This window comes from Rhodoferax sp. (assembly GCF_034519335.1).
GTDB lineage: Bacteria > Pseudomonadota > Gammaproteobacteria > Burkholderiales > Burkholderiaceae_C > Allorhodoferax.
Genome location: NZ_JAXHOL010000002.1, coordinates 328376 through 353887, shown reverse-complemented (window position 1 = coordinate 353887; position 25512 = coordinate 328376). Strand labels below are relative to the sequence as shown.

The following is a 25512-nucleotide window of genomic DNA, read 5'->3' as shown; positions in this document are numbered from 1 at the left end:
CCATTGGGTCTACACAAACAAAAAGGGCTTGTCTTTCGACAAGCCCTTTTGCGTTGCAAGGTGCTGTTTTACGCAGCCTGCATGGTCTTGCGACGGCGGACAATAGTGCCCACCAAACCCAAGCCAGCCAGCAACATCGCAAAGGTTTCTGGCTCAGGCACAGCAGTAACTGAAATGTTGTCCAAAGATCCTCCAAACGAATCAGAGCTCCCCTGACCATAAAACGCCAATACCGCACTGCCAGAATTGCCCAAATTGATTACTTGGGTGAACTTTTGCCAAATATTGGCACTGGTATTGTTGGTGACGCCTTGCAGCACGACTGCCTGGAAACTCTCACCAAAAGACACCCCAATATCATTGGTAGCACCAGTACCTGGACGGGCCGAGTACCAGAAGCTCAACTCAACCAAACCCGATGCCACGATCGTTTGGGCGATCCCGCTGTTGCGGTTGGTATCCAGTTCCACAAAATTATTGCCATCTTGGGCAACACCAGACACGTTGTTACGCAGCTCAACCGTCGGCAAGCCAACCCAGCCCGGCAGGCTGGGGTAAGTGCCCCAAGTACCGCCGCTTTGTACCGTCGACTCGAAACTTCCGTTGTTCACCAGGTTGGACGCAGCGTTCGCACCCAAGGCGGAAAAGCCCAGCAACGCCACAGCCAAAGATGTTTTGAAATTCATATATGTGTATTCCTTGTTGCACCGAGCGAAATCCGCTCTATGCGGGGTTTGATTTTCACGGGCATTGCCAGCCTCGCCTATAGCTCAACCAGACTACTGACCCGATCAAAGCGTGCAAAAAGTCACGTTAACGTCCGTACACGTCTTCAAACCGCACGATATCGTCTTCTCCGAGATAACTCCCCGACTGCACTTCAATCATCTCCAGAGCCAATTTGCCAGGGTTCTCCAAACGATGCGTCGTACCCAATGGGATGTACGTCGATTCGTTTTCTGAAACCAGCAAGGTCTTTTCCCCAACCGTCACCTTCGCAGTCCCACTCACAACAATCCAGTGTTCTGCGCGATGGTGGTGCATTTGCAACGAGAGCGCCGCCCCCGGCTTGACCACAATGCGCTTGACCTGAAACCGCTCCCCGCTATCCACACTGTCGTACCAGCCCCAGGGTCGGAACACCTTGCGGTGGGTCTGTCCTTCGCTACGTCCTGCCTGCTTCAGGCGGTCGACGATCTTCTTCACATCCTGGGTTTTGTTCTTGTGCGCCACCAAAATTGCGTCGGCGGTCTCCACCACAATCAAGTCATCCACGCCCACGCACGCAATCAGGCGCCCCTCGGACAGCGCCAGGGTGTTGCGGCTATCCTGCATCATCACATCGCCCTGCGCCACATTTCCCGCAGAGTCCTTGGGCAACACGTTCCACAAAGCCTCCCAAGCACCCACATCCGACCAGCCTGCTGAGAGCGGAATCACCACGCCAACTGGCAAGGCGCTGGCTGCTTCCCGGTCTGCAGCAATACGCTCCATCACGGCATAGTCAATCGAATCACTGGGGCATTGGCTAAAGGCCTCTTTCCCCACCCGGACAAACTCGCCATCTTCACGCCCCTGCGTCCAAGCGGCTTCACATGCTGCAGCAATATCAGGTCGGCAGATTTTCATGGCCGCCAGCCATACCGATGCGCGCATCATGAACAAGCCACTGTTCCAGGAATACGTGCCTTCATCCAAATAGGTCTTAGCGGTCACCAGATCGGGTTTTTCCACAAAACGGGCAATCCGCTTAGCACCGTCAGCACCATACGCCTCACCCGACTGGATGTAACCGTAACCGGTTTCAGGCGCGTCAGGCGTGATGCCAAAAGTCACCACTGCACCAGCCTCCGCCAAGGCTGCGCCTTGCCGCACCACCGCCTGAAAAGCTACCGTATCCACAATCACATGGTCGGCTGGCATCACCAGCAATACCGGATCTGCTCCGTTTTTAATAGCTGCTTGCGCAGCAATGGTGAGGGCTGGAGCCGTATTTCGCCCCATAGGCTCCAGCACCACGGTACCAGGCTTGCCCATCACACGAAGCTGCTCCGCGATGACAAATCGATATTCCTCGTTGCACACCACCAACGGCGCAGCCACCTCCAACCCGGCAATGCCCTCCACACGGCGCACCGTGGCCTGCAACAAGGAGTCGTCACCAATCAGGGGCAATAGCTGCTTGGGATACTTCTCGCGCGACAAAGGCCACAAGCGCGTGCCCGACCCACCAGACAACACCACGGGTTGAATCAACATACGGAATCCTGAAATAAAAAACTAACAGTCAAGCGCGGGCATCACCCCAACGCAGGCGGGCCGTATCGTCACCACGGTACAAGGTTTCACCATGGCGGTTTACGCAGTAATGGCGCGACACAATCATCTCGAAGAAATGCATGTCTGCGGGAATGCGCGTGTACTCAAACAACACTCCGCGCGTGATGCGCGCACCAGTTCGAATCACACTTCCGTGACCGATCCATGCAGGCCCGATGATGGTTGCACCGGGTTCAATCTTCACGCTGGAACCAATGTAAACAGGCCCTTCAATCTTGACCTGATCCCAGGGCACCTGGGCATTCAGCCCAACCCACACACCCGGCTTTATCTCTTTGCCCGGCATACGCATGTAGTCAATCTCGCCCTTCAGCACACGCTGCAACACCGACCAGTAATCGCTCACTCGCCCAATATCCAACCAGTTGAACGGCCGGTTTTGGACAAAAAATGGCAATCGGTCCTGCGCCAAAAGCGGAAACAACTGCGAACCAATGTCATACACCTGCCCTGTAGGCACTTTGTCCAGCACAGCAGGTTCAAAAATGTAAATACCCGTGCTTGCCAGCGTGGACAAAGCGTCTTCGGGCTTGGGCTTTTCCTGGAAAGACTGAATGCGGCCATCCGCATCGGCCACCACCATGCCATAAGACTGCACGTCTTCGCGCGGCACCTCTAATGCCACCACGCTCGCCAATGCACCTTTGGCCTTGTGCTCCGCCAACGCGGCGGTAATGTCCAGGTCTATCAACGCGTCGCCACACAACACCAGCGTAGTTTCGTCAAAAAACCCGCTGAAGTCCTGAATATGGCGCATGCCACCCGCCGAGCCCAGGGGCCTGGGCAAAATGTCTCCATGCTCCCGCACGCCCTCGTACGAGTAGCCAATCTCCACGCCCCAGCGGCTGCCATCACCGAAGTACTCTTCAATACGCTGATGGTGGTAGGCCACATTCACCATAATTTCTCTGACCCCGTGACGCGCCAGATGCTCAATCAGGTACTCCATCACTGGCTTGCCCAAAATGGGGACCATCGGCTTGGGCAAATCCCTTGTCAAAGGACGCACCCGGGTGCCCTGCCCAGCCGCCAAAATCATTCCTTTTGCCATTTATTGCTCTCCCTTGTAACCGTCTGGATTCATGCTTTGCCAGCGCCAAGTGTCTGCACACATCCTGTCTAGACCGCGCTCAACACGCCAACCAAAAAGCTCTGCAGCGAGCGATGCATCTGCCCAATAGGCGCCTAAATCACCCGCACGACGCGGACCCACCTTGAACGGAACAGCACGGCCACTGGCTGCCTCAAAAGATCGCACCATATCCATCACGCTGTGTCCGCTTCCTGCGCCCAAATTCACCGCGATACAACCTTCACGCGTCTTCAGGTAATCGAAGGCTTTTACATGGCCGATTGCCAAGTCCACCACATGAATATAGTCACGGACACCAGTGCCATCTGGCGTGGGGTAGTCATTCCCCCAAACATTTAAGAACTCCCGACGTCCGACAGCAACCTGTGCCACGTAAGGCATCAAATTGTTGGGCGTGCCCTGCGGGTCTTCACCAATCAGGCCGCTGCTATGGGCTCCCACAGGATTGAAATATCGCAATATGCCGATGCTCCAGCTCGGGTCACTGCGGTGCAAGTCGCGTAGCATATTCTCAACCACCAGTTTGGTCATCCCGTAGGTGTTCGTCGCGCTCAGGCGGTGATCTTCTCGGTAAGGCAGGGACTCTGGAATGCCATAGACCGTAGCTGACGAACTAAACACCAGTGTTTTCACGTCGCATGCCACCATTGCTTCCAACAAACGCAGCGTACCCAGCACGTTGTTGTCGTAGTATTTAAGCGGTTCTGCTTCGGATTCGCCCACCGCCTTAAGACCAGCGAAATGCATTACCGCTTCGGCTTTGCTGGCACGCAGAGCTGACTGCAGTGCCTGGACATCACGAATATCACCACGCACCACCGTCATGGTGCGGCCAGCGATGCGCTGCACACGCTCAGTTGCCTCCCATTGGCTATTGGAAAAATTGTCAAATACGGTCACATCGTGACCCGCCATCAGCAACTCTACGCAGGCATGCGAGCCAATATAGCCTGCGCCTCCAGTCACAAAAATCATTGATCACTCCCATTTTTCGTTTGCGCGAGTGTAGTCGTCGACCCCTAGTCCATATGGACTAAACAGTGCACTCTCAAAGGTAAACGTCATACAAAAAGAGTGCCAATTTGCGTCACAGACGCGTCATACATCGCATTCAAAAATCTGGGTTCAACCCAATCAACAAGCCCGCTGATTTTCTTACTCTGTGCGCTTTCGTACAGGTGCCCGAACTAAGCCCATAAATGTGAACAAGTTCACATTTATTCGTTCAGGGCTCACGAAATGATGCAAATTCACCCGTTTGGGGGATAGGCATAGTCCGATTGGCTCCGTAACATCCGCCACTTCCCACGTAATTAGCATTAACCCTTAGCTCCGGCCAGCCATCCCCATGTCATTTCTACCCTCGCTCTCCTCCGAGGACCTGCACCACTACCACCGGGTCGTCACCCATTCGGTGGAAGTGCGCAGTCACTTTGACGTGCTCATCTGGCTCCAAGGCGATATGCAACGCTACCTGCCGCACGACATTTTGGTGGCCGCTTGGGGCGATTTTTCAACCGGCGCGGTCCAACACGACATCATTTCCGCCATGGCGGGGGTGCGGTCCCATGCCTCCCACGCCGAGGCCATCACGCCTTTGCTGGTCCAATTGTTCAACCGCTGGGCTGAGTTCAACAACAAGCCTTTCAGCCTCAACACGGGCGAAAGCGGCTTTTTGCTAGAAGACACTGGCCTGAAAAGTGCTTTGGGCGGTGCATTGCAAAAAATGCGCTCCGCTGCGGTGCATGGCATCCGTGACGAGCGTGGCAGCCACGACTGCCTCTATGTCGCCTTCAGCGCCAAAGAGCAGTTCACCGAAACAGAGCGAGGAGCCATGGCCATGGTGCTTCCCTATATCGACACCGCATTGCGGCAAGTGGAACACCTTCCTCACCAAGCCCAGGTTCAAAGCGCGCCCACCACATTCAACGACGCCCTACTCAAAGGCGACCACGACCTCTCCGACCGCGAGGCCGAAATCCTCAAATGGGTGGCCCTTGGCAAAACCAATCCGGAGATCGGCTGCATTCTGGAAATCAGCGCGTTCACCGTTAAAAACCATATGCAACGCGTCTTCAAAAAACTGGATGTCTCCAACCGGGCACAAGCCGTTGGCAAGTTTCGAGCGTGGATGAACCATGTCTAAAGCCCACGTCACACTATCCGCTGCAACACTCAACCGGGGCGCCGAGCACCCCACTTTGGGCAAAGACAACCTGCTCAGTCTTTTTGAGTCAGCCGTCTGCCCTGCCGCCTTGGTTTCATCCCTCTGGGTCTTGGCGTATTACTTCGAAGGCAGCGTATTGCCGGCCTATTTGCTGCTGGCAGTGCTCACTTTCGCCCTCACTTTCCCGGGCGAGTCGCGCTTGCAAACCAGTGTCGGCACCGTTTTGCTAGACATCAGCATCAACTGGATATGGATCGCGGGTCTGTTGGGCATCACCGGCTACGCCACGGGGTACATCAAAGAGTTTTCGCACGACGTACTCATTGCGTGGTTATGGGCAGCGCCCGCCACAGAAATTGCCGCCTGCTTTGGTCTGCGTCTGCTTGCACCCATGGTGCTCAAGCTGCAGGGCCCCAAGCAGCGTGCCCTGATTGTGGGCATGAATGAACAAGGGCTGGCACTGGCCACCAAACTCAAAGAGTCACCCTACTCCCGCATCGAACTCGCCGGTTTTGTGGACAGCCGCAGCACCGACCGCCTCCACCCCGACAGCCCTTTTGGCCTGTTGGGCAAGATTGATGAGCTGGCTTGCATCGCGCAACAAAACCGCATCCAGGTGATCTATCTCTCGCTTCCCATGGCGTCGCAGCCACGTATTCTGGCCATCCTGGACGAGCTCAAAGACACCACAGCATCCATCTACTTTGTGCCGGACATGTTCGTCACAGACCTGATTCAGGGTCACCCCAGCTCCGTGTGCGGCATGCCGGTCATCTCGGTGTGCGAAACCCCTTTTCGCGGTGCTAGCGGCGCCATCAAACGCATCAGCGACGTCGCCTTTTCCTTGCTCATTCTGCTGATGATCGCCCCCGTGCTTCTGGCTATTGCCATCGCCGTGAAGCTCAGTTCACCGGGCCCCATCATCTTCAAGCAACGGCGTTATGGCCTGGATGGAGAAGAGATTCTGGTCTACAAATTCCGCTCCATGACGGTCACCGAAGACGGTGGCGCAATCCAGCAAGCCAAGAAAAACGATTCACGCATCACGCCCTTGGGGGCATTCTTGCGCAAGACATCGCTAGACGAGTTACCCCAGTTCATCAACGTGCTGCAAGGCCGCATGAGCATCGTCGGGCCACGCCCACACGCCGTGGCGCACAACGAGTTGTACCGCAAACTCATCAAAGGCTACATGGTGCGCCACAAGGTCAAGCCCGGCATTACGGGCTGGGCTCAAGTCAACGGCTACCGCGGCGAAACCGAGACGCTGGACAAAATGCAAGGCCGTATCGACTACGACCTCGATTACCTGCGCAATTGGTCCTTGCGACTGGACATCCACATCATCCTGAAGACGGTGCGCTTGGTCGTCAAAGACCAGCAAGCCTACTGAGCATGCGCAGCTACACCTGTCTCCACGTTGTAGTGGCGTTAAGCGCCTGCGCTGGCGCAGCCAACGCTCAAGAAAACCCCTTGGTCATCACCGCGGGCTACACCGTGCAAACCGACAGCAACCTGTTTCGCCTGCCATCTGGTTCCAATACCCAGACGCTCATTGGCAAAGACAGCGCAGCAGAGCAAATTGGTGTCACCACAGTGGGCTTTGGGCTCAACACCTACCAGAGCCTGCAAAAGTTTGAGTTCGACCTGAACCTGGTGGACTACAACTACAAAAACTTCAACTACCTCAGCTTCACCGCCAGCAACTACAACGCGGCATGGCGCTGGGCACTCACACCAGCGCTTACAGGCAGTTTTACTTCCAGCCGCAAAGAAACGCTCAACAGCTTTAGCGACTTCACCAGCTACAACCAGCGCAACCAGCGCATCGACACCAACACCAGCTTCAACGCCGAATACCAACTCGATGGCGCCTGGCGCGTGCTGGGCGGCGTGGGTACCACCCGCCAGGCAAACCAACAGGCCGTTCTGGCGGGTAGTGACTACACCAGCAACACCGCCAACGCGGGCCTCAAATACGCGTTTGCCTCTGGCAGCAGCATCACCTACCTGGCCCGCCTTGGCAGCGGCACATATCTCAACCGCACGGTGCCCAACGCAGGCCTGTTTGACGACAACTTCAAGCAGTTCGACAACGACCTGCGCTTGCGCTGGGCCTTGGGCGGCAACAGCAGCGCCGAGGTCTACCTGACCCACATCAACCGCACCCACCCCACCTACGGCCAGCGGGACTACAACGGTTTCAACACCGGCGCTAACCTCGACTGGGCCATCAGTGGAAAAACCGCCTTGAATGTCGGCTTTAGCCACACCCTGGACGCCTACGCCACCAGCAACAGCAACTACAGCCAGACCGACAAAATCAGCATTGGCCCGGTTTGGCAGTTCAGCCCCAAGGCCGCGCTGCGCTTGCGCTACGACTGGGCTCAGCGCGACTACCTGGGCTCGCCCGGCGCCACCGCCAGCACTCGCCGCGACACCACCCGTGACACCTCGGTGTCCATCAACTGGCAACCCTACCAACAACTCGCGCTGAGCGCTGCACTGCAAGGTGCTTCGCGCGGCTCCAACCAAGCGGGTCTGGACTACGACAGCACCCAGCTGTTGTTTACCGCCCAACTTACCTACTAAACCGAGACACCACCATGCGCATCACACCCCGTCACCTCTCCACCACCGTACTGGCTGCCGCTATGGCCTTGGGCCTGGCCGCTTGCGGCAATAAAGACGACAAAAAAGTAGCCACCCAAGTCGCTGCCAAAGTGGGCTCCGAAGAAATTTCGGTCCATCAAATCAACCAAGTGCTCAGCCGCTCCGGCGCTGGCGCTGGCAACGCGCAGTCCATGGGCCGCGATGTGCTGGAAAAGCTCATTGACCAGCAGCTTGCCGTAGATCAGGCTACCGAAAACAAGCTGCACCGCTCTCCTGAGGTGGTGGGCCAAATTGAAGCCGCCCGCCGCGACATCCTGGCCCGTGCCTACATCCAGCAAATCACTGCGTCCACCCCCAAACCCACAGAAGACGAGGCCAAGAAATACTTCGCTGACAACCCCGCCCTGTTCAGCGAGCGCCGCATTTACAACGTGCAAGAAATTGTGGTGCCCAACGCTGCGGGCGTGGCCGACGCACTGCGCCCCCTGGCCGCAGCGGGCCGGCCCATTGAAGAGGCCGCTGCCCTGCTCAAAGGCAAAAACATCCAATTTGGCGGAGGCAGTGCTACCCGCGCAGCAGAGCAAATTCCTCTCGAAATTCTTCCCCGCATCCACGCCCTGAAAGACGGGCAAAACGCCCTGATTGAGGCGCCACAAACCATTACCCTGCTGCGCGTGGTGTCCTCGCAGTCAGCGCCCGTCACCCAAGAGGCCGCGCTGCCCCGCATCGAGCAGTTTTTGCTCAACCAGCGCGCTGGTGAAGCAGTGGCCGCCAACCTCAAGCAACTGCGTGCATCCACCAAAGTTACCTACATGGGCGAATTTGCCAACGCACCTGCAGCTGCCGCAGCACCAGAAGCAACACCCGCGGCTCCCGCAGCAGCCCCCGATGCAGCCGCAGCCAAGTCCACTATCGAAAAAGGTGTGGCCGGTTTGAAATAAGCCCCCGTCCACCAGGTACCACCCATGACAACATTTCGCCTCCCCCGCTTTCTGGCCGCTGCCGTTTTGGCACTGGCCAGCCTGGGCGCAAACGCCCAAGGCCAGGCCGACTACCCGCTGGGCGCGGGCGACACCATCCGCGTGCAGGTCTTCCAAAACCCCGACCTCACCATCGAAACCCGCGTCTCCGAGCGCGGCAGCATCACCTACCCGCTCATTGGCGCGGTCGAGCTCGGTGGCCTGTCGGTCGCTGCGGCCGAAAAGAAAATTGCCGATGCCCTGCAAACCGGTGGCTTTATCCAAAAGCCACAAGTCAACATTGCCCTCATTCAAATCCGTGGCAACCAGGTCTCTGTGCTCGGCCAGGTTGCCCGCCCCGGCCGCTTTCCGCTAGAGACGGTGAACACCCGCCTCAGCGACATGCTGGCCAACGCCGGTGGTGCCACAGCGGGTGGCGATGACATCGCCATCGTCACCGGGGTGCGTGACGGCAAGTTGTTTCGCAAAGAGGTGGATATTCCTTCCATCTTTCTGGCAGAAAAACTGCAAGACAACATGCTTCTGCAAGGCGGCGACACCATCTACGTGCACCGTGCCCCGGTGTTCTACATCTATGGCGAAGCCCAACGCTCCGGCTCCTACCGCATTGAACGCGGCATGACGGTGATGCAAGCCCTGGCCCAAGGCGGCGGCCCCAACGCCCGCGGATCAGAAAAGCGCCTGCGCCTGCACCGCAAGCAGGCCAACGGCAGCATCCAGCAAATCGAACCCCAGCTCACCGACCCGGTGCTCCCCAATGACGTGATTTACGTCAAAGAAAGCATCTTCTAAACCGCCCCCGCTATGACACTTCAACAGTTTCTACTCATACTCCGGGCCCGCTGGAAGATTGCGCTGCTGGCCTTTGCCCTCACCGTGGCCACCACGGTGGTGGTAAGCACGCTCATGCCCAAGCAATACACCGCCAGCGCTGCTGTGGTGGTAGACGTGCGCTCGCCAGACCCCGTGAGCGGCCTCATGCTCCAAGGCATGATGGCCCCCGGCTACATGGCCACGCAGGTCGACATCATCAACAGCGACCGCGTCGCCCAAGCCGTGGTCAAGGGCCTGGGTATGGAAAACAGCCCCGCTATTCAAGCCCAGTGGCGCGAGGCCACACAAGGCAAAGGCCAATTGCGCGACTGGCTTGCATCACTGCTGCAAAAAAGCCTGGACGTAAAACCCAGCCGCGAAAGCAATGTCATCAACATCAACTACACCGGTGCCGACCCCGACTTTGCCGCCGCCGTAGCCAACGCGTTTGCACAGGGCTATATCGACGTGAACCTAGACCTTCGCGTGGCCCCTGCGCGCCAATACGCCACGTTCTTTGAGGAACAAACCAAGACCGCCCGCGAGAAGCTGGAGAAAGCCCAACAAGCGCTTTCAGACTACCAGCAACAAAACGGCATTACCAGCACCGACGAACGCCTGGACTTTGAAACCGCCAAGCTCAACGAGACCAGTAGCCAGCTCACCGGCGTGCAAGGCCAAACCACCGACAGCCAAAGCAAACGCAACAGCACCAAGGCAGACACCCTGGCTGAGGTCATGCAAAGCCCGCTCGTCAACGGCCTGAAAGCCGACATTGCCCGTCTGGAAGCCAAACTCACCGAGAGCAAGGTCAACCTGGGTGCCAACCATCCCCAAATCCAGCGCACCGAGTCTGAATTGGGCGCATTGCGCGCCCAGCTAGACGCCGAGACCCGCAAGATCACCAGCTCCATTGAAACCACCTACCAAGTCAGCAAACAGCGCGAGGCCCAGCTCCAAGGCGCCCTGGCCACCCAAAAGGCCCGCGTGCTGGTGCTTAACAAACAACGCGATGAGCTGAACGTGCTGCGCCGGGACATCGAATCCGCCCAGCGCGCGTTCGAGATCGTGAGCCAACGCGCATCGCAAACCAATATCGAGAGCCAAACCAACCAAACCAACATTGCGGTGCTCAACCCCGCCATTGCCCCCCCAGATCCATCCAAGCCCAAAGTACTCCTGAACGTTTTGGTCTCCATCTTTTTGGGCGGCCTTCTGAGCGTTGGCTTGGCATTGGTACTAGAGCTCACCAACCGCCGAGTGAGGTCTACCGAAGACTTGGTTGAGGCACTGGACCTGCCCGTGCTGGGCGCCATCAGCTCGGCATCGGGCATGTTTAAACGCACCGCCATTGGAGTCAGCGCATGAACCAGGTTAGAACCATTGGCGACATTTTGGTGGCCACCGGCCGCCTGAGCCAAGACGACGCTGCCCGCATTGTGGAGCGCCAGCGTGCCGACAAAGTGCAATTTGGCGACGCCGCATTGGCCCTAAAGGTGCTCACCAAAGACGACATCGACTTTGCCCTGAGCAAACAGTTTGACTACGCCTACCTCAGTGACCAAGACGACACCGTCAGCCACGAGCTGGTAGCCGCTTACAAACCCTTTAGCCGCGTGGGTGAAAACCTGCGCGCTGTACGCAGCCAGCTCATGCTGCGCTGGTTTAACACCGACCCCGCGCACAAGGTGATTGCCATCGTCAGCCCCGGCAGTGGCGAGGGGCGCAGCTTCATTGCTGCCAACCTGGCCATCGTGTTTGCCCAGCAAGGCGAGCGCACTCTGCTGATTGACGCAGACCTGCGCGCCAAACCTGCGCGTGCGCAAAACGCCTTGTTCAAGCTTGGCAAAAGCGCCGGCCTGTCTGGCATCTTGGCCAACCGCGCGGGGCTCGAAGTCGCCCAGCTTGTGCCCGGCCTACCCGGCCTGGCCGTGCTGCCCGCAGGCGCCACGCCCCCCAACCCGCAAGAGCTGCTGGGCCGGTCCGCATTTGGCGACCTGCTGCGCATTGCCAGCCAGCAGTTCGATGTGATCATCATCGACACCCCCGCTGGCACCGAGTTTGCCGACGCCGAAGTAACCGCAGCCCGCGCTGGCGCGGCCCTGCTGGTGGCACGCAAAAACAAAAGCCTGGTGCCGCAGGCCAACCAACTGGCCCGCCGCCTGCAAGACAGTGGCGTTGCACTGGTGGGCTCCGTGCTCAACGACGCATGAGTGCCACCATGCCCCACATCTACCGTGGCAAGCCCACCCTGCAAGCCGAGTTGCTAGCCTGGCTGCCTGTCATGCTGGGGCTGGCAGCGCTGTACCTGCCCAGCCTGTACGACCTGTTTACCGGCATCTGGGCCCAAGACGAACAAATGCACGGCCCCATCGTGCTGGGCATCTCGTGCTGGCTCATTTACCGCACCTGGCCCGATATGTTGGCGGCCAGCCATGGCGAGAAACCCAGCGCCTGGGGCTGGTTGTTTTTTGTGATGGGCCTGCTGTTGTACGCACTAGGCCGCTCGCAAGACATCTTGCTGTTTGAAATTGGCTCCGTCATCTGGCTGCTGGTTGGCATTACACTGCTTAACCTGGGCCCCAAGGCGCTGAAGGCGCAGTGGTTTGCCTTGTTCTTTATGTTGTTTATGGTGCCCCTGCCCGGCGTGGTGGTGGACACGGTGACCATGCCCATGAAGATGGCCGTGTCTTATGTCGCAGAGCATGTGCTGTTTTGGGTGGGCTACCCCATTGGCCGCAATGGCGTGATTTTGCAAATTGGCCAATACATGCTGCTGGTGGCAGACGCTTGCGCCGGCCTGCACACCCTGCTGACGCTAGAAGCGCTGGGCCTGCTGTACCTGAACATTGTGCGGCGCGACTCGCTGTTCCGAAACATTGGCCTCGCCATCCTCATTGTTCCCATCTCCTTTACAGCCAACGTTATCCGGGTGATGGCCCTGAGCCTCATCACGTACCACTTTGGCGACGAAGCGGGCCAAGGCTTCTTGCACGGCTTTGCGGGCATGGTGCTGTTTTTGAGTGCGCTGCTACTGATTATTGGCTTCGACAGTCTTCTACAAGCCTTTGAAGCAAAGCACTCCAAGTACCGCGGGGCCAACTGAAACCATTAATCATGCGACATAAAAAAATAAACTTATATCTATTTGCACTAATGGTTTGCGCATCACTTATTGCGTGGTACTTTGTCCCACGCGCTTACATGGCAGATAAGAGTGACGGCGTTGACTTAGAAACAATTATTCCAGAAAAATTTGGCGAATGGCAGGCACTCAAACAGAGTTCAAACCAAATCATAAATCCACAACTTCAAGAGAAGCTGGATAGTTTATACAGCCAGATACTAACAAGAACCTATATTAATGTTAATGGCCATCGGATAATGTTATCCATCGCTTATGGCAAAGACCAGCGTTCGTACATGGCCGTACATTACCCCGAGGTTTGCTATCCAGCACAGGGATTCACATTAAAGTCTAATCGAATCGCAAAAATTGACATTAACGGATCACCGTATAACGTGCGGAGAATAGAAACACAACTTGGAAGTCAGCGATTCGAACCAGTGACCTACTGGACGACAATTGGTGACTACAGATCATTAGGTGGCTTTAAAAAGCGTCTACTAGAACTACAGTACGGCTTTTCTGGAAAAATTCCAGATGGCTTATTGCTTCGTGTTTCTTCGATCGGGCAGGATACCCCAAAGCAGTTTTCAATTCAAGATGACTTCCTTTCGGCATTAATTGAAGCGGTGCAAGAAGATCAACGAAAAGTCTTAACCGGACTTCGTGAGATCTGACCATCAGTCTAAAAAATGACCGCCAATTTAAAGCAACGGACTGCAAATGCCCTGATTTGGTCATTGATACAAAGCTGGTCAGTAAAGGTATTTACTTTACTATTATTCTTTGTACTCGCGCGCTATCTTACGCCGGCTGAAATGGGTTTGGCTCAAACGGTTACGGTGCTTTTAGCCCTTGTAGCAGTTTTTTCTGAGCAAGGTTTTCACAGCGCGCTCGTTCAGCGCCAGGGACTGCGCAGCGTAGACGTCAACCTACCTTTTCTTCTTGTCACCGCTGTTGCATGCAGCGCTTCTGTGGTTATGTATGTATTTGCAGACCATATAGCCGCCCTATTAAAAGAGCCTACCTCCAGTAACTTACTACGAGTTGCTGCCTTTATTCCACCGATAACTGCAGCCAATGGAATCGCTATTGCGATGCTTCGCCGTGAATTGGAATTCAAAAGCATTGCAAAAGCAACTTTTAGTGCCAACCTTACTGCTGGATTGCTTGCCCTGTTTTTGGTAACACAGGGCTGGGGCCCAATGGCACTTGTGATCCAAGCAGTTTCGTCCGGTCTGATTTTGTCGATACAGATTTGGGCTCGCCCTGGCTGGAAGCCAACTTTTCGCATAGACAAAACGCACTTCAAAAGTCTTACCAAATTCAGTTCTGCTTCTTTCGCTAGTCAACTTATAGATTTTTTTTCAAGCCGCTTAGTCGACATCATCATCCTGAGCCGCTTAGGTGTTGCCGCATTGGGGGTTTATGCAGTGGGCGCAAAGCTATATCTAACGCTGCTGGAGCTTTTAGCCACTGCACTGATGAGCGTAGCAATGAGTGCAATGTCTAAACTACTCACAGATCGAGAACGGCTCAAGAAAACTTATCTAAAGTTTGTGTTCTTGGCATCTTGCACAACTATGCCGCTATTTGTAGCGATTTCAGCCTTAGCACCAGAAATCTGTGAAATATTATTTGGTGGCAAATGGAAAGAATCAGCTTCAATTATTGAAGTTCTATGTTTAATTGGGGCGGTGCAAGTAGTTCAGTTCTTTAATGGGGCGGCTCTAGATGCCACTGGCAAACCCCAGCACTCGCTAGCAATTAATTTATTCAAGCTGATAGCTGGGTTTTTAATGCTCGCTCTATACCCTACCAACTCGACTGCGGAGCTAATAGGAGCTTTCGCTATCTCACAGCTTTGCGTAACTCCAGTTAGCTTCACACTCGCCGCCAAAGCAACCAACAGCTCCGCCCGTGAGGTGTTTGCACAGGTATTGCCAGGGACTATTTCTTCATTACTCGCTTTAATCTTAGTAGCTGCATTGAGAAAGACCACAGAGCTTGAGGCATTGCCATCATGGCAAGCGGCAGCAGTTGCCGGCACCACATTCAGCATAACTTATGCACTGACTTTGTATTCAATGTCGCGAAAGAAGTTACTTGCAGAAATAAATGGAATTATTAGCGCCTTAAAGAAATAGCTGAATACAAGAATAAACAGAAATATCATGAAGACCGCCAAGAAATTTATCCACCAAGTCACCCTCTTTTTATTTTGGCTTTGCTCAGCCTTGGTGCTTAAGGCGTTGCCAAGAAGAACCAATGAGTCATACCGAGTCATACTAATCACAGCCGACTCTCAAGGACTAATAGGTTCCCGCGGAGACGCCGCCATGTTAGAGGGAGCATTAGATCAGATTAGATCCAACGGCAACGATGTAGAAATTTATATTGCTTGCGCTACAAACAATGCCACCAAGATCGCAAAGGACCTAGGTTGCAAGCCATTCGATGTTTGGGGCGGTATATTTATGCCATTTTATTTTCTTAAATCAATACTCGCAATCAAACCTACTGCAGGATTGATTATGGGAGCCGATATTATGGACGGACATTATTCACCTGTAACTTCATTGCGAATGATTATTTCCGCAGATTTGATAGCCAGATATTGTGGAATTAGTCGTTTTCTTGGATTTAGTCTGAATACTTCAATTGCACCGTTGGTAAAAATTGGCTTTCGCCAATTAAGTAAACAAGTACAGGTGAATCTCCGTGATCCACTATCGTTCGAGAGACACCGCACAATTGCCGGGAATACCGGCAACTTGGTTGCAGATACGGCGTTTCTTCTCGAGCCGGCAGAGCCGGGTGACATAGCTAGAGCAGCCTTGGATTGGATCAATGATCAACGCAAAAAGGGGCGCATTGTCTTGGGCGTTAATTTCCACCCGATGCTTTTCGCCAAGGACGAAGCCAGGGTGAGTACGCAGAAGCTGGCCAATGCAGTAATACGGGCCATGCAAGAGGCTCAGAATATGGCTAGCGTAAGCTGGCTGCTGGTTCCACACGACGACAGGATGGAAGCTGGCGACATGAGTACATTGGAGATGCTCGAAGCACAACTTCCGGCCAATGTAAATACCAATAGCTACAGAATCATTTCTCCCCCATCAGCAGGAGAGTTGAAGACCATCGCAGGCGCACTGGATGGGGTAATAACCGGCCGCATGCACCTGGCTATTGCCTCGCTTGGCCAAGGTGTGCCTGTCCTGACGTTTGCGTACCAAGGCAAATTTGAAGGTTTGATGAAGCATTTCGCATTCCCAGAATGGGTCGTGGTTCCGCCCAATGAGGTGCTAGATAATGAAAAATTGGTTGACATCTTTCAGCAGTTCATCACCAACTTGCCAGAGCTAAAGACCCAGCTAGACAGCAGGCTTCCTGCCGTACTAGCGGCGACCCGATCTACTTTCAAAGGCCTGCAATGACCTCAGAGGGATTGGCTTCAGAGTTGCCTGTATTGTGGGTTGTTACAGATCAACTCCCTTTTCCACCGCGAAATGGTATTACTCTACCCCTATTCAATTATCTTGCAGGGCTCAAGAGTTCATATTCCATACGCTTGATAGTTCTGAATGATATTCAATGTAATTTTCCACCCGCAAGTATTGAGGCCAATGAGGAGCTCTATGGACCTATTTGCTTCTTACCTCTGACTCGAAAGTCAAAACTCACTAGAATAATTTCCGAATTACTCAGTAAAGAGATGTATCAGCATGGCTGGAAATATCTTCCAGGTGCCGCCCAATTGCCCACGACACCCAACTCAATCCTGGTTTCTCCTATGAGTGCTGTAGCCAAGTGGGGTTCAGTGACAAACGGGGTATTCAGGAAAAGCGCGGTTCACGTAGCCGCAGTTAATGATTGCACAGCTGCTGAATACCACTACAGATACCAGAGCCACTTTGGCAGCCTTAAAACTCTATTCAAGGCGGTAATTGATTACCTACGAAGTCGTTGGATCGGAGTTATTGAAGCCAAAATGCTGCAATCGTATGACGCGATACTTCTCCAAACTGCGCGCGACAAAGAGCTGATGAAGGAGTTGGTTCATCCCACCATTGCCGCAAAAGTGGTACTTGCCCCCAATGGCGTAAACCATCGCTTCAGGTCTGTTTCGAATGAAAACGGAAGGAATATTGTTTTCGTCGGTGAGCTTAGTGGTGAATATGGGGAAATAATAAGTTGGTTAGTCAGCGAAGTTTGGCCAGGGGTCGTCGATCGTTGTCCGAATTCAAATCTACGGATTGTAGGGAAAGGCGCAAGTAGCACCCTAGCGGCCAATATTAGATCTACCCAGGGCGTTGAGAACATTGAATACGTAGAAGATCTGTCGGACGTATACAAAGACGCCATTATCGCGATCAGTCCGGTATTTAAAGGCTTCGGCCTTATTAACAAGACAGTTGAGGCAATGGCTTGCGGTGTCGCGGTAGTGGGTGGTGCTGCTGCATTCAATGGCATTCCTGGGTTTGAATCCAATGTTCATGGTGCAGTTTGCCTCAAAAAGTCCAAAGATGAATTTGTCAATATGATCACCTATTTGATTGAGAATGAAGATAAGCGAAAAGATATAGGAAGAGCCGGAAAGAAACTAATCGCTGGGGGATTCAATTGGGATACTACCAATAAAATCATTCAAGGTGTACTCAGTGCTGGGAGTCCGGCCTAGTGGATAACACAAAACCATTGGCGCCGCTCAGAGGAAAAGCGAATCCGCTAAGGACCATTCACTTTAGCTTTGCCGGCTATTTGTTGCTGCTTTGCCTAACCGTTGCGACCGAATCCGGTCTAGTAAAAGCCCTTGCAAATGCAGCTGCAATCGGAATATTTATTGTCGCCGCAGTAAACTGGGCCTTTTACAAGAGCCATACAAAAGTTCAAACAGATCAAATTCTTAGTTTGACATTGTTGTACATAGGCATATTTGGATCCACTGCTATAAATTTCCGATCAAGCGAGGTTGTTGATGTAATAAAAATAGCAATCGCTCCCTCTTTTATCATCATTGGCACATCCTTAGCAGTTGATATATCGAAGTGGTCAATGAAGGAGCGAAGCACGAAGTTACTATTTTGGGCTTTGATTCTTTTACCCTTACTTGCAATACTTATTCAGTTACTCACAGGTTCTCGTGATTTTTCTGAAAACAAGCAAATCGGATTCTTTGCCAACAGAAATAATGCAGGACTGTATGCAATTTGCTTACTTTCTTTCTACTGCGTATTGACTGACAAACCATTCGCTTCGCCCATCCTGTACATGTGCGTTGGTTTGATGTTTGGCACACTTGGTCTCTTCTTAGCAGTTGTCTTGGCTCTTTTCCTGTCGATCAGCAGAGCGGCACATCTGGTTATGGGTATCGTTCTCATAGCATCTACACTTATCTTGGTCAGTTTTTTTCCAGAAGTCGGCAGCAAATTAAGAATCAAACCCGTGATAGACAGCATAGTCTTGCTGGCATCTGGCCGTATTGATTTGGAAACGGTAACTTACGCAGATCTCGTACGTTTGCTCAACACACAAGATCTATCATTCCTGTTTCGGTTGAAGCACTGGTACAACCTATTCAACATCTACATTGATGGCAATTTCTCCAATTATTTATTTGGATTTGGCGCCGGCTCTTCTGTAGCTTTATCCACCATAAATCTAGTACCTCACAACGATTACATACGTGTAATTTTTGAGTTTGGTTTTATCGCCTTTTTGGGATTCATCGGATTACTAGTATCCGTTGTGCGTTCAATACCCCGAGGATGGACCTTAACCCCCATACTTGTAGTTGTAGTTTATTTCTTTAGCGAGAATTTGATTAATAACTATCTTGCGATGATATTGTTTTTTCTCTCTGCAGGCGTTCTGGCTACTCGCTCTCGCATGGAAATCGATACGAATCAATCATGAAACTTGCTTCCCTTGTTTACATAGGTTTTTTCAGCATATACGTGAGTGGGCCTGTTGCTGCGAATGAACGTGTTCCAATACCTTTGTCGCTGCGTGAACTTACAACAATTGCTTTTGATAATGCCAAGTCTCACGAAGCCTTACCGGCGGGAGTCCCCAGTAGCTACGATTGGTATAAGGGACCTCGAGTCGGTGCTGGCAACAACTCTGCTGGCTTCCAAGCAGCGACTGGATGGGGGCAGGTCTTTTACACAAACGACATTCAAGCGAAATCGCGTAGTAGCTTCCTGATCAAAGATTTTCGAACACTTGTTTGCACAAACACACCGACTCGGAAAGAGTGGTCGCTTGTTCAAAGTGGCCCAGTAGAGGGGCGGGAATTTCGAGCTGATTTTTTAGGAAATATTAGCCGCCCAGCATCTATTTTTTCTACTATCGGCGAGTTATCCCAGGTTGAATTTGAAGTCGGGTCTGCGTTTCACTTTTGGCCGAAATCCGGAAGATTCAAATTGGAATCTTCTAACTTATGTGGATTTCTCGTCTATCTGCGAGCAAAACAGGTTTCAGGTCCTCCACGGAGCATTGTTTTAGGTTTAGGTGCTGATTATTGGACTACCACCAGCGCATTGTGGGACAACTACCGAACTAATAAAGATATCGCCATAGGCCGCTTAAAGGTGCTATCCGGCGAGTGGCAAGTCATTGGTCTTACAACCGCGATTGGAGATGCCTTGAAGACTTTGCAGGAGAGTGGCTACATCGATTCCCAACCCAGCCCACATCATATATACAAAAACCCCCCGTACACACCCTCTTAGGCACAGGTTCCGATTGAAATTCTTCTTGGGTGTTGAGGGGGTCGGTTGGGCTGAGTTGGGCGATCCACGGACCACCAACTCAACCTCCCACGGAATGGGCACCTGGCCACATCCACCCCCCACTCTTCCACCCTTCACCCCCCTTCCCCCCCTCCCCCTCCCTATTACCCTTGACTTCCCTCGAATTCCCGTCTTCCCGTACTCACCTATCCCCATCTCCCCCTTTTTTTCCTCCTTCTTCTCTACCCCCCCCCCCTTTCCCATCCCCCCCCCCCCCCGTTCTCCCCCCCCCCTTCACCCCCGTCCACTCCATCGGGCCCGCCCCGTCGCACCCCACAGATATGACCCCCCTTAGTCGACGACTACATGAGGTAATCTCCCAGAGGACACTCCCGCCACCCCCTCCTCACCGACGCCTCCTCCCCCCGCCGCCCCTTCTCATTTCCCCGAGATAGTTCCATCCTGAATCTACAAACCCTCTTTTGACCCCACTCCCACCCCCCCACCCCCCCCCTCTCTCATCGCCATCCCTATGTTTTTTGCCCCCCCCTTTTTAGCCCCGCCCAGCATTCCCCCCCCCACCCCACCCTCTTCATTTTCATTTTCACTCTCCCCCCTCCCCCCCCGCGACGCCGCGCCACAAAACTACATCCTCCCCCCCCCCCCCAGGGACACCCCCCCCCCATACCATGCATTGGGCGGCGCATCCTATCCCTATCCATGACCCCCCGCGCTGCCCCCTCTTCTCCCCCCCCCACCCCCCCCCCCACACCCCGCGCGCGCACCCCAAGAGATTCCCCCCCCCTTTCGGGACCACTACTCGCAGCCGCCCACCTTTCTTCTTCCTCCTACTCTACCCCTCCCCCGCCCGGCCCCCTCCAACCAATCAGGTAGATTGTCGCTCCGCCCCCCCCACGCGCTGCTCTCTCCCCCCACCCAACACTCAATCACCCTTCCGTTGATGATTCACCCTACCCCTATCCCCCCCACCCCCCCCTCGCGCTTTTTTTCTTCCCACCTCCCCTGCAAGGATTCTTTTCTTTTCGGCAAGTTTTATTTTGGTTTGGCGTGAGGAAAAATTCACAGTGAAATTGACGAAGAGCCCATCGATTTATCTTTAAACACAGTACACGCCAAATAGTATTTCTGATGAAAAGACTTCTAAGTATCAACAACTACCACTACCGCCGAGGCGGCTCCGACGTGGTCTACCTAGACCACGCTGCACTGATGGAGGAGCAAGGCTGGAGCAATGGATTTTTTTCCATGCACCACCCCAAGAACTTCGAGACACCTTGGTCACAGTATTTCATCGATGAGATTGAGTTTGGCCACGCCTACTCTGTGGGCCAGAAGCTGGCCATGGCGTCCAAGGTGGTCTACTCCTTCGAGGCGCAAAAAAAACTCAAACGCCTCTTGCAAGACTTTCCGGCAGACGTAGCGCATCTGCACTGCATCTACCACCACCTGTCACCCTCCATCATTCCCACGCTGCGCGATGCGGGCGTGCCCGTGGTGATGACGGCACATGACCTGAAAATCGCGTGCCCCGCCTACAAGATGCTGAACAACACCGGCGTCTGCGAGAAGTGCAAGGGCGGAAACCTGCTGAACGTGGTGCAACACCGCTGTGTGCGCGACTCGCTGGCGGCGAGTGCCATTGTCATGGTGGAGAGCACCGTGCACCGCATGCTCAACACCTACCAAGGCAAGCTGGACAAGGTGGTGGTACCCAGCCGCTTTTTCATGGAGAAGTTTGTGGAGTGGGGCTGGTCGCGCGACAAGTTTGCCTACATCCCAAACTATGTGGACTCCACACGCTTTGAGCCCGGCTACACCCCCGGTGACTATTTTCTGTACTTCGGTCGTTTGGCGCCTGAGAAAGGGGTGGCAACGCTGATGCGGGCTGCAAAAGCGGCAGGCGTCAAGCTCAAGATTGCAGGCACGGGCCCGATCGAGGCGGAGCTTCATGCTTTGCAGCAAGAACTGGGAGGCGATATTGAATTCTTGGGTTACCAGTCTGGGGCCACATTGCATGCCCTGATTCGCGAGGCCCGCGCCATGGTGTTGCCATCCGAGTGGTACGAAAACGCCCCCATGAGCGTTCTGGAGAGCTTTGCCTTGGGCACACCAGTCATTGGGGCCAACATTGGCGGCATACCGGAGATGGTGCTAGATGGCGAAACAGGCTGGACGTTTGCGAGCCGCGATGTAGTCGGCCTCACAGAGCTGCTGGCCCGCGTGGCTGCCATGCCCGCCGCGACGATGGAAACAACGGGGCGCAATGCTCGCCACCATGTGGCTTCCCATTTCAACCGTGCAGGTTATTTACAGGCGACCCTGGAGCTGTACGCCAGCTTGGGCGTGAAACACTGATATGAAAAAAACTCTACGTATTCTCGGTACCCGCGGTGTGCCTGCTGCCCACGGCGGCTTTGAAACCTTTGCCGAGTACCTGTCGCACTACCTGGTGGCCCAAGGCTGGCGCGTGGTGGTGTATTGCCAGGAAGACGGCACCGGCCCCGTGTTTGAAGACACCTGGCAAGGCGTGGAGCGGGTGCGCATTCCGGTGCAGCAAGAGGGGCCCAAGGGCACCATTGTGTTTGACTGGCTAGCCACAGCGCATGCGGCCAAGCACCGCGATTTGTGCCTGACCTTGGGCTACAACACGGCGGTGTTTTGTGCGCTGCTACGCATCAAGGGCATTCCCAACGTGATCAACATGGATGGCATTGAGTGGTCGCGCATGAAGTGGGGCCCGGTGGCCAAGACCTGGTTTTGGATGAATGACTGGGCGGGCTGCTGGCTGGGCAACCACCTGGTGGCAGACCACCCGCAGATCAAGGTGCACCTGACCAGCCGCGTGCGGGCCGACAAGATCACCACCATCCCCTACGGCGCCGATGCCGTGACCCACGCGTCCACCGCACCCGTGGAAGCGCTGGGCCTGCAGCCGGGGCAGTTCATGACTGTGATTGCGCGGCCGGAGCCAGAAAACTCGCTGCTGGAAATCGTAAAAGGCTTCTCGGCCAAACCACGGGGCATGCAGCTGGTGGTGCTGGGCAACTACTCCGATGCCAACGCTTACCACCGTGCGGTGAAAGATGCCGCCAGCGATGAAGTGAAGTTTGTGGGCGCCATCTACGACAAGACGGTGGTGCAGGCGCTGCGCTTTCACAGCGCGGCCTATGTACACGGCCACCAAGTGGGTGGCACTAACCCATCGCTGGTGGAGGCTCTGGGCGCTGGCAATGCGGTCATTGCGCACGACAACCGCTTTAACCGCTGGGTGGTGGGTGATGGCGCGGTGTACTTCAGCGGTGCGGATGGGTTTGCGGCGTGTATGGACAAGGTACAGGCCCAGTCAAGCATGCTGGCCGAGCTACGCCGCCAAGGCCAAGCCCGGTATGCGCAGGAGTTCACCTGGCCCCACGTTCTGAAGCAATACGAAGATTTGTTGACGCAGTATTTGCCGCGCTGATTCGCTATAAAAACAGGAGCTGTTCGCGCAATATCCATGGGCGTTAGAGGCACATTTGGCACCAAATCCAAAGGGACTATAGACCGCAGCCGCGGGCGCTTTTAGGATCGGTACCCCATGAATGTAATGACCCTGCAAGAGATAGCCGCCCAGTCGGGCGTGGCGTTTGGCACCAGCGGTGCGCGCGGCTTGGTGGCCGACATGACGCCCGCGCTGTGCCACGCTTACACCACCGCTTTTTTGCTGGCCGTAGCCCCCAAAGCCACCCATGTGGTACTGGGCCACGACCTGCGCCCCAGCAGCCCAGCCATTGCTGCGGCCTGCGCTGCTGCTGCGCGCGACCAAGGGCTGACGGTGGTGTACGCCGGCGCCCTGCCCACCCCTGCGCTGGCGCTGTATGGCGCGCAAACCGGCGCGCCTACCATCGTGGTCACCGGCAGCCATATTCCGTTTGACCGCAACGGCATCAAGTTTTACCGCGAAGACGGCGAGATCAGCAAGGCGGACGAGCAGGCCATGCTTGGCTACCTGGTGGGCCTGCCCAAAAACCTGCAGCCCGCCCCGCTGCCTGCGCCCCTGGCCGCGGTGCAGCAGGCGTATGTGGACCGCTACGTGAATTTCTTTGGCGCGCAGGCACTAGAGGGCATGACGGTGGCGGTGTACGAACACTCCAGCGTGGGGCGCGATGTGTTGCGCGAGATTTTGGAAGGGCTGGGGGCCGAGGTGCTGCCGCTGGACCGCTCGGACGAGTTTGTGCCCATAGACACCGAGGCCGTGCGCCACGAGGACGTGGAGCGGGCCCTGGAGTGGGCTGCGGTGCACGACTTTGACGCCGTGGTGTCCACCGATGGCGACGCAGACCGCCCGCTGATTGGCGACGAAACCGGCGAGTGGCTGCGCGGGGATGTGGTGGGCATTTTGTGCGCCCAGTACCTGCAAGCCCAGGCGGTGGTAACGCCGGTGAGCAGCAATACGGCACTGGAGCGCAGCCAGGTGTTTGGCCAGGTGCTGCGCACGCGCATTGGCTCGCCCTATGTGATTGCCGGTATGGAAGGCGCGCTGGCCCAAGGCGCAGGGCTGGTGGTGGGCTACGAGGCCAATGGCGGCTTTTTGTTGGGCAGCCAGGTGCTGCGCAACGGCCAGCGCCTGGGGCCGCTGCCCACGCGGGATGCAGTGCTGCCGATTGTGGCGCTGCTGTGCGCAGCCAAAGAGCGGGGGCTCAAGGTGTCGGAGCTGGGCTACAAGCTGCCCAAGCGCTTTACCGCGAGCGACCGGCTGCAAAACGTGGCCACGCAGGCCAGCCAGGCACTGATTGCCCGGCTGAAGCACGACACCGCACTGCTGGGCCAGCTGCTGGCGCCCCACTCGGGCCCGCTGGAGGCGCTGGACGAGACGGATGGCCTGCGCGCATTTTTTGCGTCGGGCGACATCGTGCACCTGCGCCCCTCGGGCAACGCGCCAGAGCTGCGCTGCTACGCCGAATCCAGCTCAGCGCTTAACGCACGCAAGCTGTGCGACAGCTGCCTGCTGCGGGTGCTGCAGGTGGCGGGTTAACCACGACAGCGCCAAACGGACTATTTACGCAGGCTAGGGCTAACCCTACTATGGCAGAGGCTGCATTTCAGCCACCAATTTATTAGGGATCAACATGAATATCAAAACTGTCATCGCCACCGCCGTTCTGGCGCTGGGCTCCTTGGGCGCCAATGCAGCCCAAACAACCCCCGTGTTTGTGCAGGGCTCGTTCTCGGACGTGCTGCTGGGCAACATCATCCTTGGTGGTTCATCCAATGTGGGCGGAACCGCCAGCTACGTGACCTCTTACAACCTGTTTGGCACAGACTTCACTCTGCCAGCTGTAACGTTCAGCTCGGTGTCGTTGTACCTCAATGGTTTGTCTGTCGGAACCGCGAGCAGCAACGCTTTCACTTTCAGCAATCTGGGTGCAGGCACCTACAGCTTGAAGGCCAGTGGTAGCGTGAATGGCTTCAACTACATCGCCGCCCAATACCAAGTGACGCCCGTGCCCGAACCCGAAACCTTTGCCATGCTTTTGGCTGGCTTGGGTGTGATGGGCGCCATTGCCCGCCGCCGCAAGACTGCCGCCGCCGTTTAATCCACAGCGCTGGTTATTAAAAAAAGGGACTGCACTGCAGTCCCTTTT

At 55.2% G+C, this 25512-nt stretch carries 22 protein-coding genes; 18 read left to right on the top strand and 4 right to left on the bottom strand.

Annotated elements, in window-relative coordinates; all coding sequences use genetic code 11:
• Positions 1–68 precede the first annotated feature (68 nt).
• The 4 genes from U5O12_RS03540 to galE all read right to left on the bottom strand — a co-directional run bounded on the left by U5O12_RS03540 (position 69) and on the right by galE (position 4408).
• Entirely contained in the window at positions 69–686 is a 618-nt protein-coding gene (locus U5O12_RS03540) for an FxDxF family PEP-CTERM protein (RefSeq protein WP_322577298.1), read from the bottom strand.
• Positions 687–813: 127 nt separating this feature from the next.
• Positions 814–2259 carry a mannose-1-phosphate guanylyltransferase/mannose-6-phosphate isomerase gene (locus U5O12_RS03535; RefSeq protein WP_322577297.1) on the bottom strand — a complete coding sequence of 482 codons (1446 nt, stop codon included), beginning with the start codon at positions 2257–2259 and terminating at the stop codon, positions 814–816.
• A 28-nt stretch (positions 2260–2287) separates the two neighbouring features.
• The gene (locus U5O12_RS03530) at positions 2288–3391 is read right to left on the bottom strand and encodes an NDP-sugar synthase (protein WP_322577296.1); all 1104 of its coding nucleotides are present in this window, start codon (positions 3389–3391) and stop codon (positions 2288–2290) included.
• A complete protein-coding gene (galE, locus tag U5O12_RS03525) occupies positions 3392–4408 on the bottom strand; it encodes a UDP-glucose 4-epimerase GalE (protein WP_322577295.1) in 1017 nt (338 codons plus the stop codon).
• A gap of 373 nt (positions 4409–4781) precedes the next feature.
• On the opposite strand from galE, the gene epsA reads away from it, so the two are divergent.
• From epsA to U5O12_RS03435, 18 genes are all read left to right on the top strand, one after another.
• Positions 4782–5579, top strand: a complete 798-nt coding sequence (gene epsA, locus U5O12_RS03520) for an XrtB/PEP-CTERM-associated transcriptional regulator EpsA (protein WP_322577294.1) — start codon at positions 4782–4784, stop codon at positions 5577–5579.
• Complete coding sequence (locus tag U5O12_RS03515) at positions 5572–6993, top strand: undecaprenyl-phosphate glucose phosphotransferase (RefSeq protein WP_322577293.1); 1422 nt, start codon at positions 5572–5574, stop codon at positions 6991–6993. Before epsA ends, U5O12_RS03515 begins: the two co-directional genes overlap by 8 nt.
• A 2-nt stretch (positions 6994–6995) precedes the next feature.
• Positions 6996–8192 (top strand): XrtB/PEP-CTERM-associated polysaccharide biosynthesis outer membrane protein EpsL, encoded by a 1197-nt coding sequence (epsL, locus tag U5O12_RS03510; RefSeq protein ID WP_322577292.1) that lies wholly within the window; start codon positions 6996–6998, stop codon positions 8190–8192.
• A gap of 14 nt (positions 8193–8206) precedes the next feature.
• Entirely contained in the window at positions 8207–9154 is a 948-nt protein-coding gene (locus U5O12_RS03505; protein WP_322577291.1) for an EpsD family peptidyl-prolyl cis-trans isomerase, read from the top strand.
• 24 nt (positions 9155–9178) lie between these two features.
• A complete protein-coding gene (gene epsE, locus U5O12_RS03500; RefSeq protein WP_322577290.1) occupies positions 9179–9985 on the top strand; it encodes a polysaccharide export protein EpsE in 807 nt (268 codons plus the stop codon).
• A 12-nt stretch (positions 9986–9997) separates the two neighbouring features.
• Entirely contained in the window at positions 9998–11374 is a 1377-nt protein-coding gene (gene epsF / locus U5O12_RS03495) for a chain length determinant protein EpsF (RefSeq protein WP_322577289.1), read from the top strand.
• On the top strand, positions 11371–12219 hold the full coding sequence (gene epsG / locus U5O12_RS03490; RefSeq protein ID WP_322577288.1) for a chain length determinant protein tyrosine kinase EpsG: 849 nt from the start codon (positions 11371–11373) through the stop codon (positions 12217–12219). Before epsF ends, epsG begins: the two co-directional genes overlap by 4 nt.
• An 8-nt stretch (positions 12220–12227) precedes the next feature.
• Complete coding sequence (xrtB, locus tag U5O12_RS03485; protein WP_322577287.1) at positions 12228–13112, top strand: exosortase B; 885 nt, start codon at positions 12228–12230, stop codon at positions 13110–13112.
• An 11-nt stretch (positions 13113–13123) separates the two neighbouring features.
• Positions 13124–13810 (top strand): exosortase-associated protein EpsI, B-type, encoded by a 687-nt coding sequence (gene epsI / locus U5O12_RS03480; RefSeq protein ID WP_322577286.1) that lies wholly within the window; start codon positions 13124–13126, stop codon positions 13808–13810.
• A 15-nt stretch (positions 13811–13825) separates the two neighbouring features.
• Positions 13826–15280, top strand: coding sequence for a lipopolysaccharide biosynthesis protein (locus U5O12_RS03475; RefSeq protein ID WP_322577285.1), 1455 nt, complete (start codon positions 13826–13828; stop codon positions 15278–15280).
• Positions 15281–15307: 27 nt separating this feature from the next.
• Complete coding sequence (locus U5O12_RS03470) at positions 15308–16570, top strand: polysaccharide pyruvyl transferase family protein (protein WP_322577284.1); 1263 nt, start codon at positions 15308–15310, stop codon at positions 16568–16570.
• A complete protein-coding gene (locus tag U5O12_RS03465) occupies positions 16567–17814 on the top strand; it encodes a glycosyltransferase (RefSeq protein WP_322577283.1) in 1248 nt (415 codons plus the stop codon). Before U5O12_RS03470 ends, U5O12_RS03465 begins: the two co-directional genes overlap by 4 nt.
• Positions 17814–19049 carry an O-antigen ligase family protein gene (locus U5O12_RS03460; RefSeq protein WP_322577282.1) on the top strand — a complete coding sequence of 412 codons (1236 nt, stop codon included), beginning with the start codon at positions 17814–17816 and terminating at the stop codon, positions 19047–19049. The genes U5O12_RS03465 and U5O12_RS03460 overlap by 1 nt, the downstream gene beginning before the upstream one ends.
• On the top strand, positions 19046–19867 hold the full coding sequence (locus U5O12_RS03455) for a hypothetical protein (RefSeq protein ID WP_322577281.1): 822 nt from the start codon (positions 19046–19048) through the stop codon (positions 19865–19867). The genes U5O12_RS03460 and U5O12_RS03455 overlap by 4 nt, the downstream gene beginning before the upstream one ends.
• A 1149-nt stretch (positions 19868–21016) precedes the next feature.
• Complete coding sequence (locus U5O12_RS03450; RefSeq protein WP_322577280.1) at positions 21017–22243, top strand: glycosyltransferase family 4 protein; 1227 nt, start codon at positions 21017–21019, stop codon at positions 22241–22243.
• Position 22244: 1 nt separating this feature from the next.
• On the top strand, positions 22245–23348 hold the full coding sequence (locus U5O12_RS03445) for a DUF1972 domain-containing protein (protein WP_322577279.1): 1104 nt from the start codon (positions 22245–22247) through the stop codon (positions 23346–23348).
• A gap of 117 nt (positions 23349–23465) precedes the next feature.
• Positions 23466–24902: a phosphomannomutase gene (locus U5O12_RS03440; RefSeq protein WP_322577278.1), complete on the top strand. Its 1437-nt coding sequence runs from the start codon at positions 23466–23468 to the stop codon at positions 24900–24902.
• Positions 24903–24996: 94 nt separating this feature from the next.
• On the top strand, positions 24997–25464 hold the full coding sequence (locus U5O12_RS03435) for an FxDxF family PEP-CTERM protein (protein ID WP_322577277.1): 468 nt from the start codon (positions 24997–24999) through the stop codon (positions 25462–25464).
• Positions 25465–25512 lie beyond the last annotated feature (48 nt).

Coding starts and splice junctions, on each gene's coding strand:
- galE (WP_322577295.1), bottom strand. CDS start 4,408: ATGATTTTTGTGACTGGAGGCGCAGGCTATATTGGCTCGCATGCCTGC.
- U5O12_RS03505 (WP_322577291.1), top strand. CDS start 8,207: ATGCGCATCACACCCCGTCACCTCTCCACCACCGTACTGGCTGCCGCT.
- epsF (WP_322577289.1), top strand. CDS start 9,998: ATGACACTTCAACAGTTTCTACTCATACTCCGGGCCCGCTGGAAGATT.
- epsE (WP_322577290.1), top strand. CDS start 9,179: ATGACAACATTTCGCCTCCCCCGCTTTCTGGCCGCTGCCGTTTTGGCA.
- U5O12_RS03450 (WP_322577280.1), top strand. CDS start 21,017: ATGAAAAGACTTCTAAGTATCAACAACTACCACTACCGCCGAGGCGGC.
- U5O12_RS03475 (WP_322577285.1), top strand. CDS start 13,826: ATGACCGCCAATTTAAAGCAACGGACTGCAAATGCCCTGATTTGGTCA.
- epsA (WP_322577294.1), top strand. CDS start 4,782: ATGTCATTTCTACCCTCGCTCTCCTCCGAGGACCTGCACCACTACCAC.
- epsG (WP_322577288.1), top strand. CDS start 11,371: ATGAACCAGGTTAGAACCATTGGCGACATTTTGGTGGCCACCGGCCGC.
- U5O12_RS03435 (WP_322577277.1), top strand. CDS start 24,997: ATGAATATCAAAACTGTCATCGCCACCGCCGTTCTGGCGCTGGGCTCC.
- U5O12_RS03470 (WP_322577284.1), top strand. CDS start 15,308: ATGAAGACCGCCAAGAAATTTATCCACCAAGTCACCCTCTTTTTATTT.
- U5O12_RS03530 (WP_322577296.1), bottom strand. CDS start 3,391: ATGGCAAAAGGAATGATTTTGGCGGCTGGGCAGGGCACCCGGGTGCGT.
- epsI (WP_322577286.1), top strand. CDS start 13,124: ATGCGACATAAAAAAATAAACTTATATCTATTTGCACTAATGGTTTGC.
- U5O12_RS03535 (WP_322577297.1), bottom strand. CDS start 2,259: ATGTTGATTCAACCCGTGGTGTTGTCTGGTGGGTCGGGCACGCGCTTG.
- U5O12_RS03465 (WP_322577283.1), top strand. CDS start 16,567: ATGACCTCAGAGGGATTGGCTTCAGAGTTGCCTGTATTGTGGGTTGTT.
- U5O12_RS03455 (WP_322577281.1), top strand. CDS start 19,046: ATGAAACTTGCTTCCCTTGTTTACATAGGTTTTTTCAGCATATACGTG.
- U5O12_RS03445 (WP_322577279.1), top strand. CDS start 22,245: ATGAAAAAAACTCTACGTATTCTCGGTACCCGCGGTGTGCCTGCTGCC.
- epsL (WP_322577292.1), top strand. CDS start 6,996: ATGCGCAGCTACACCTGTCTCCACGTTGTAGTGGCGTTAAGCGCCTGC.
- U5O12_RS03440 (WP_322577278.1), top strand. CDS start 23,466: ATGAATGTAATGACCCTGCAAGAGATAGCCGCCCAGTCGGGCGTGGCG.
- U5O12_RS03540 (WP_322577298.1), bottom strand. CDS start 686: ATGAATTTCAAAACATCTTTGGCTGTGGCGTTGCTGGGCTTTTCCGCC.
- U5O12_RS03515 (WP_322577293.1), top strand. CDS start 5,572: ATGTCTAAAGCCCACGTCACACTATCCGCTGCAACACTCAACCGGGGC.
- xrtB (WP_322577287.1), top strand. CDS start 12,228: ATGCCCCACATCTACCGTGGCAAGCCCACCCTGCAAGCCGAGTTGCTA.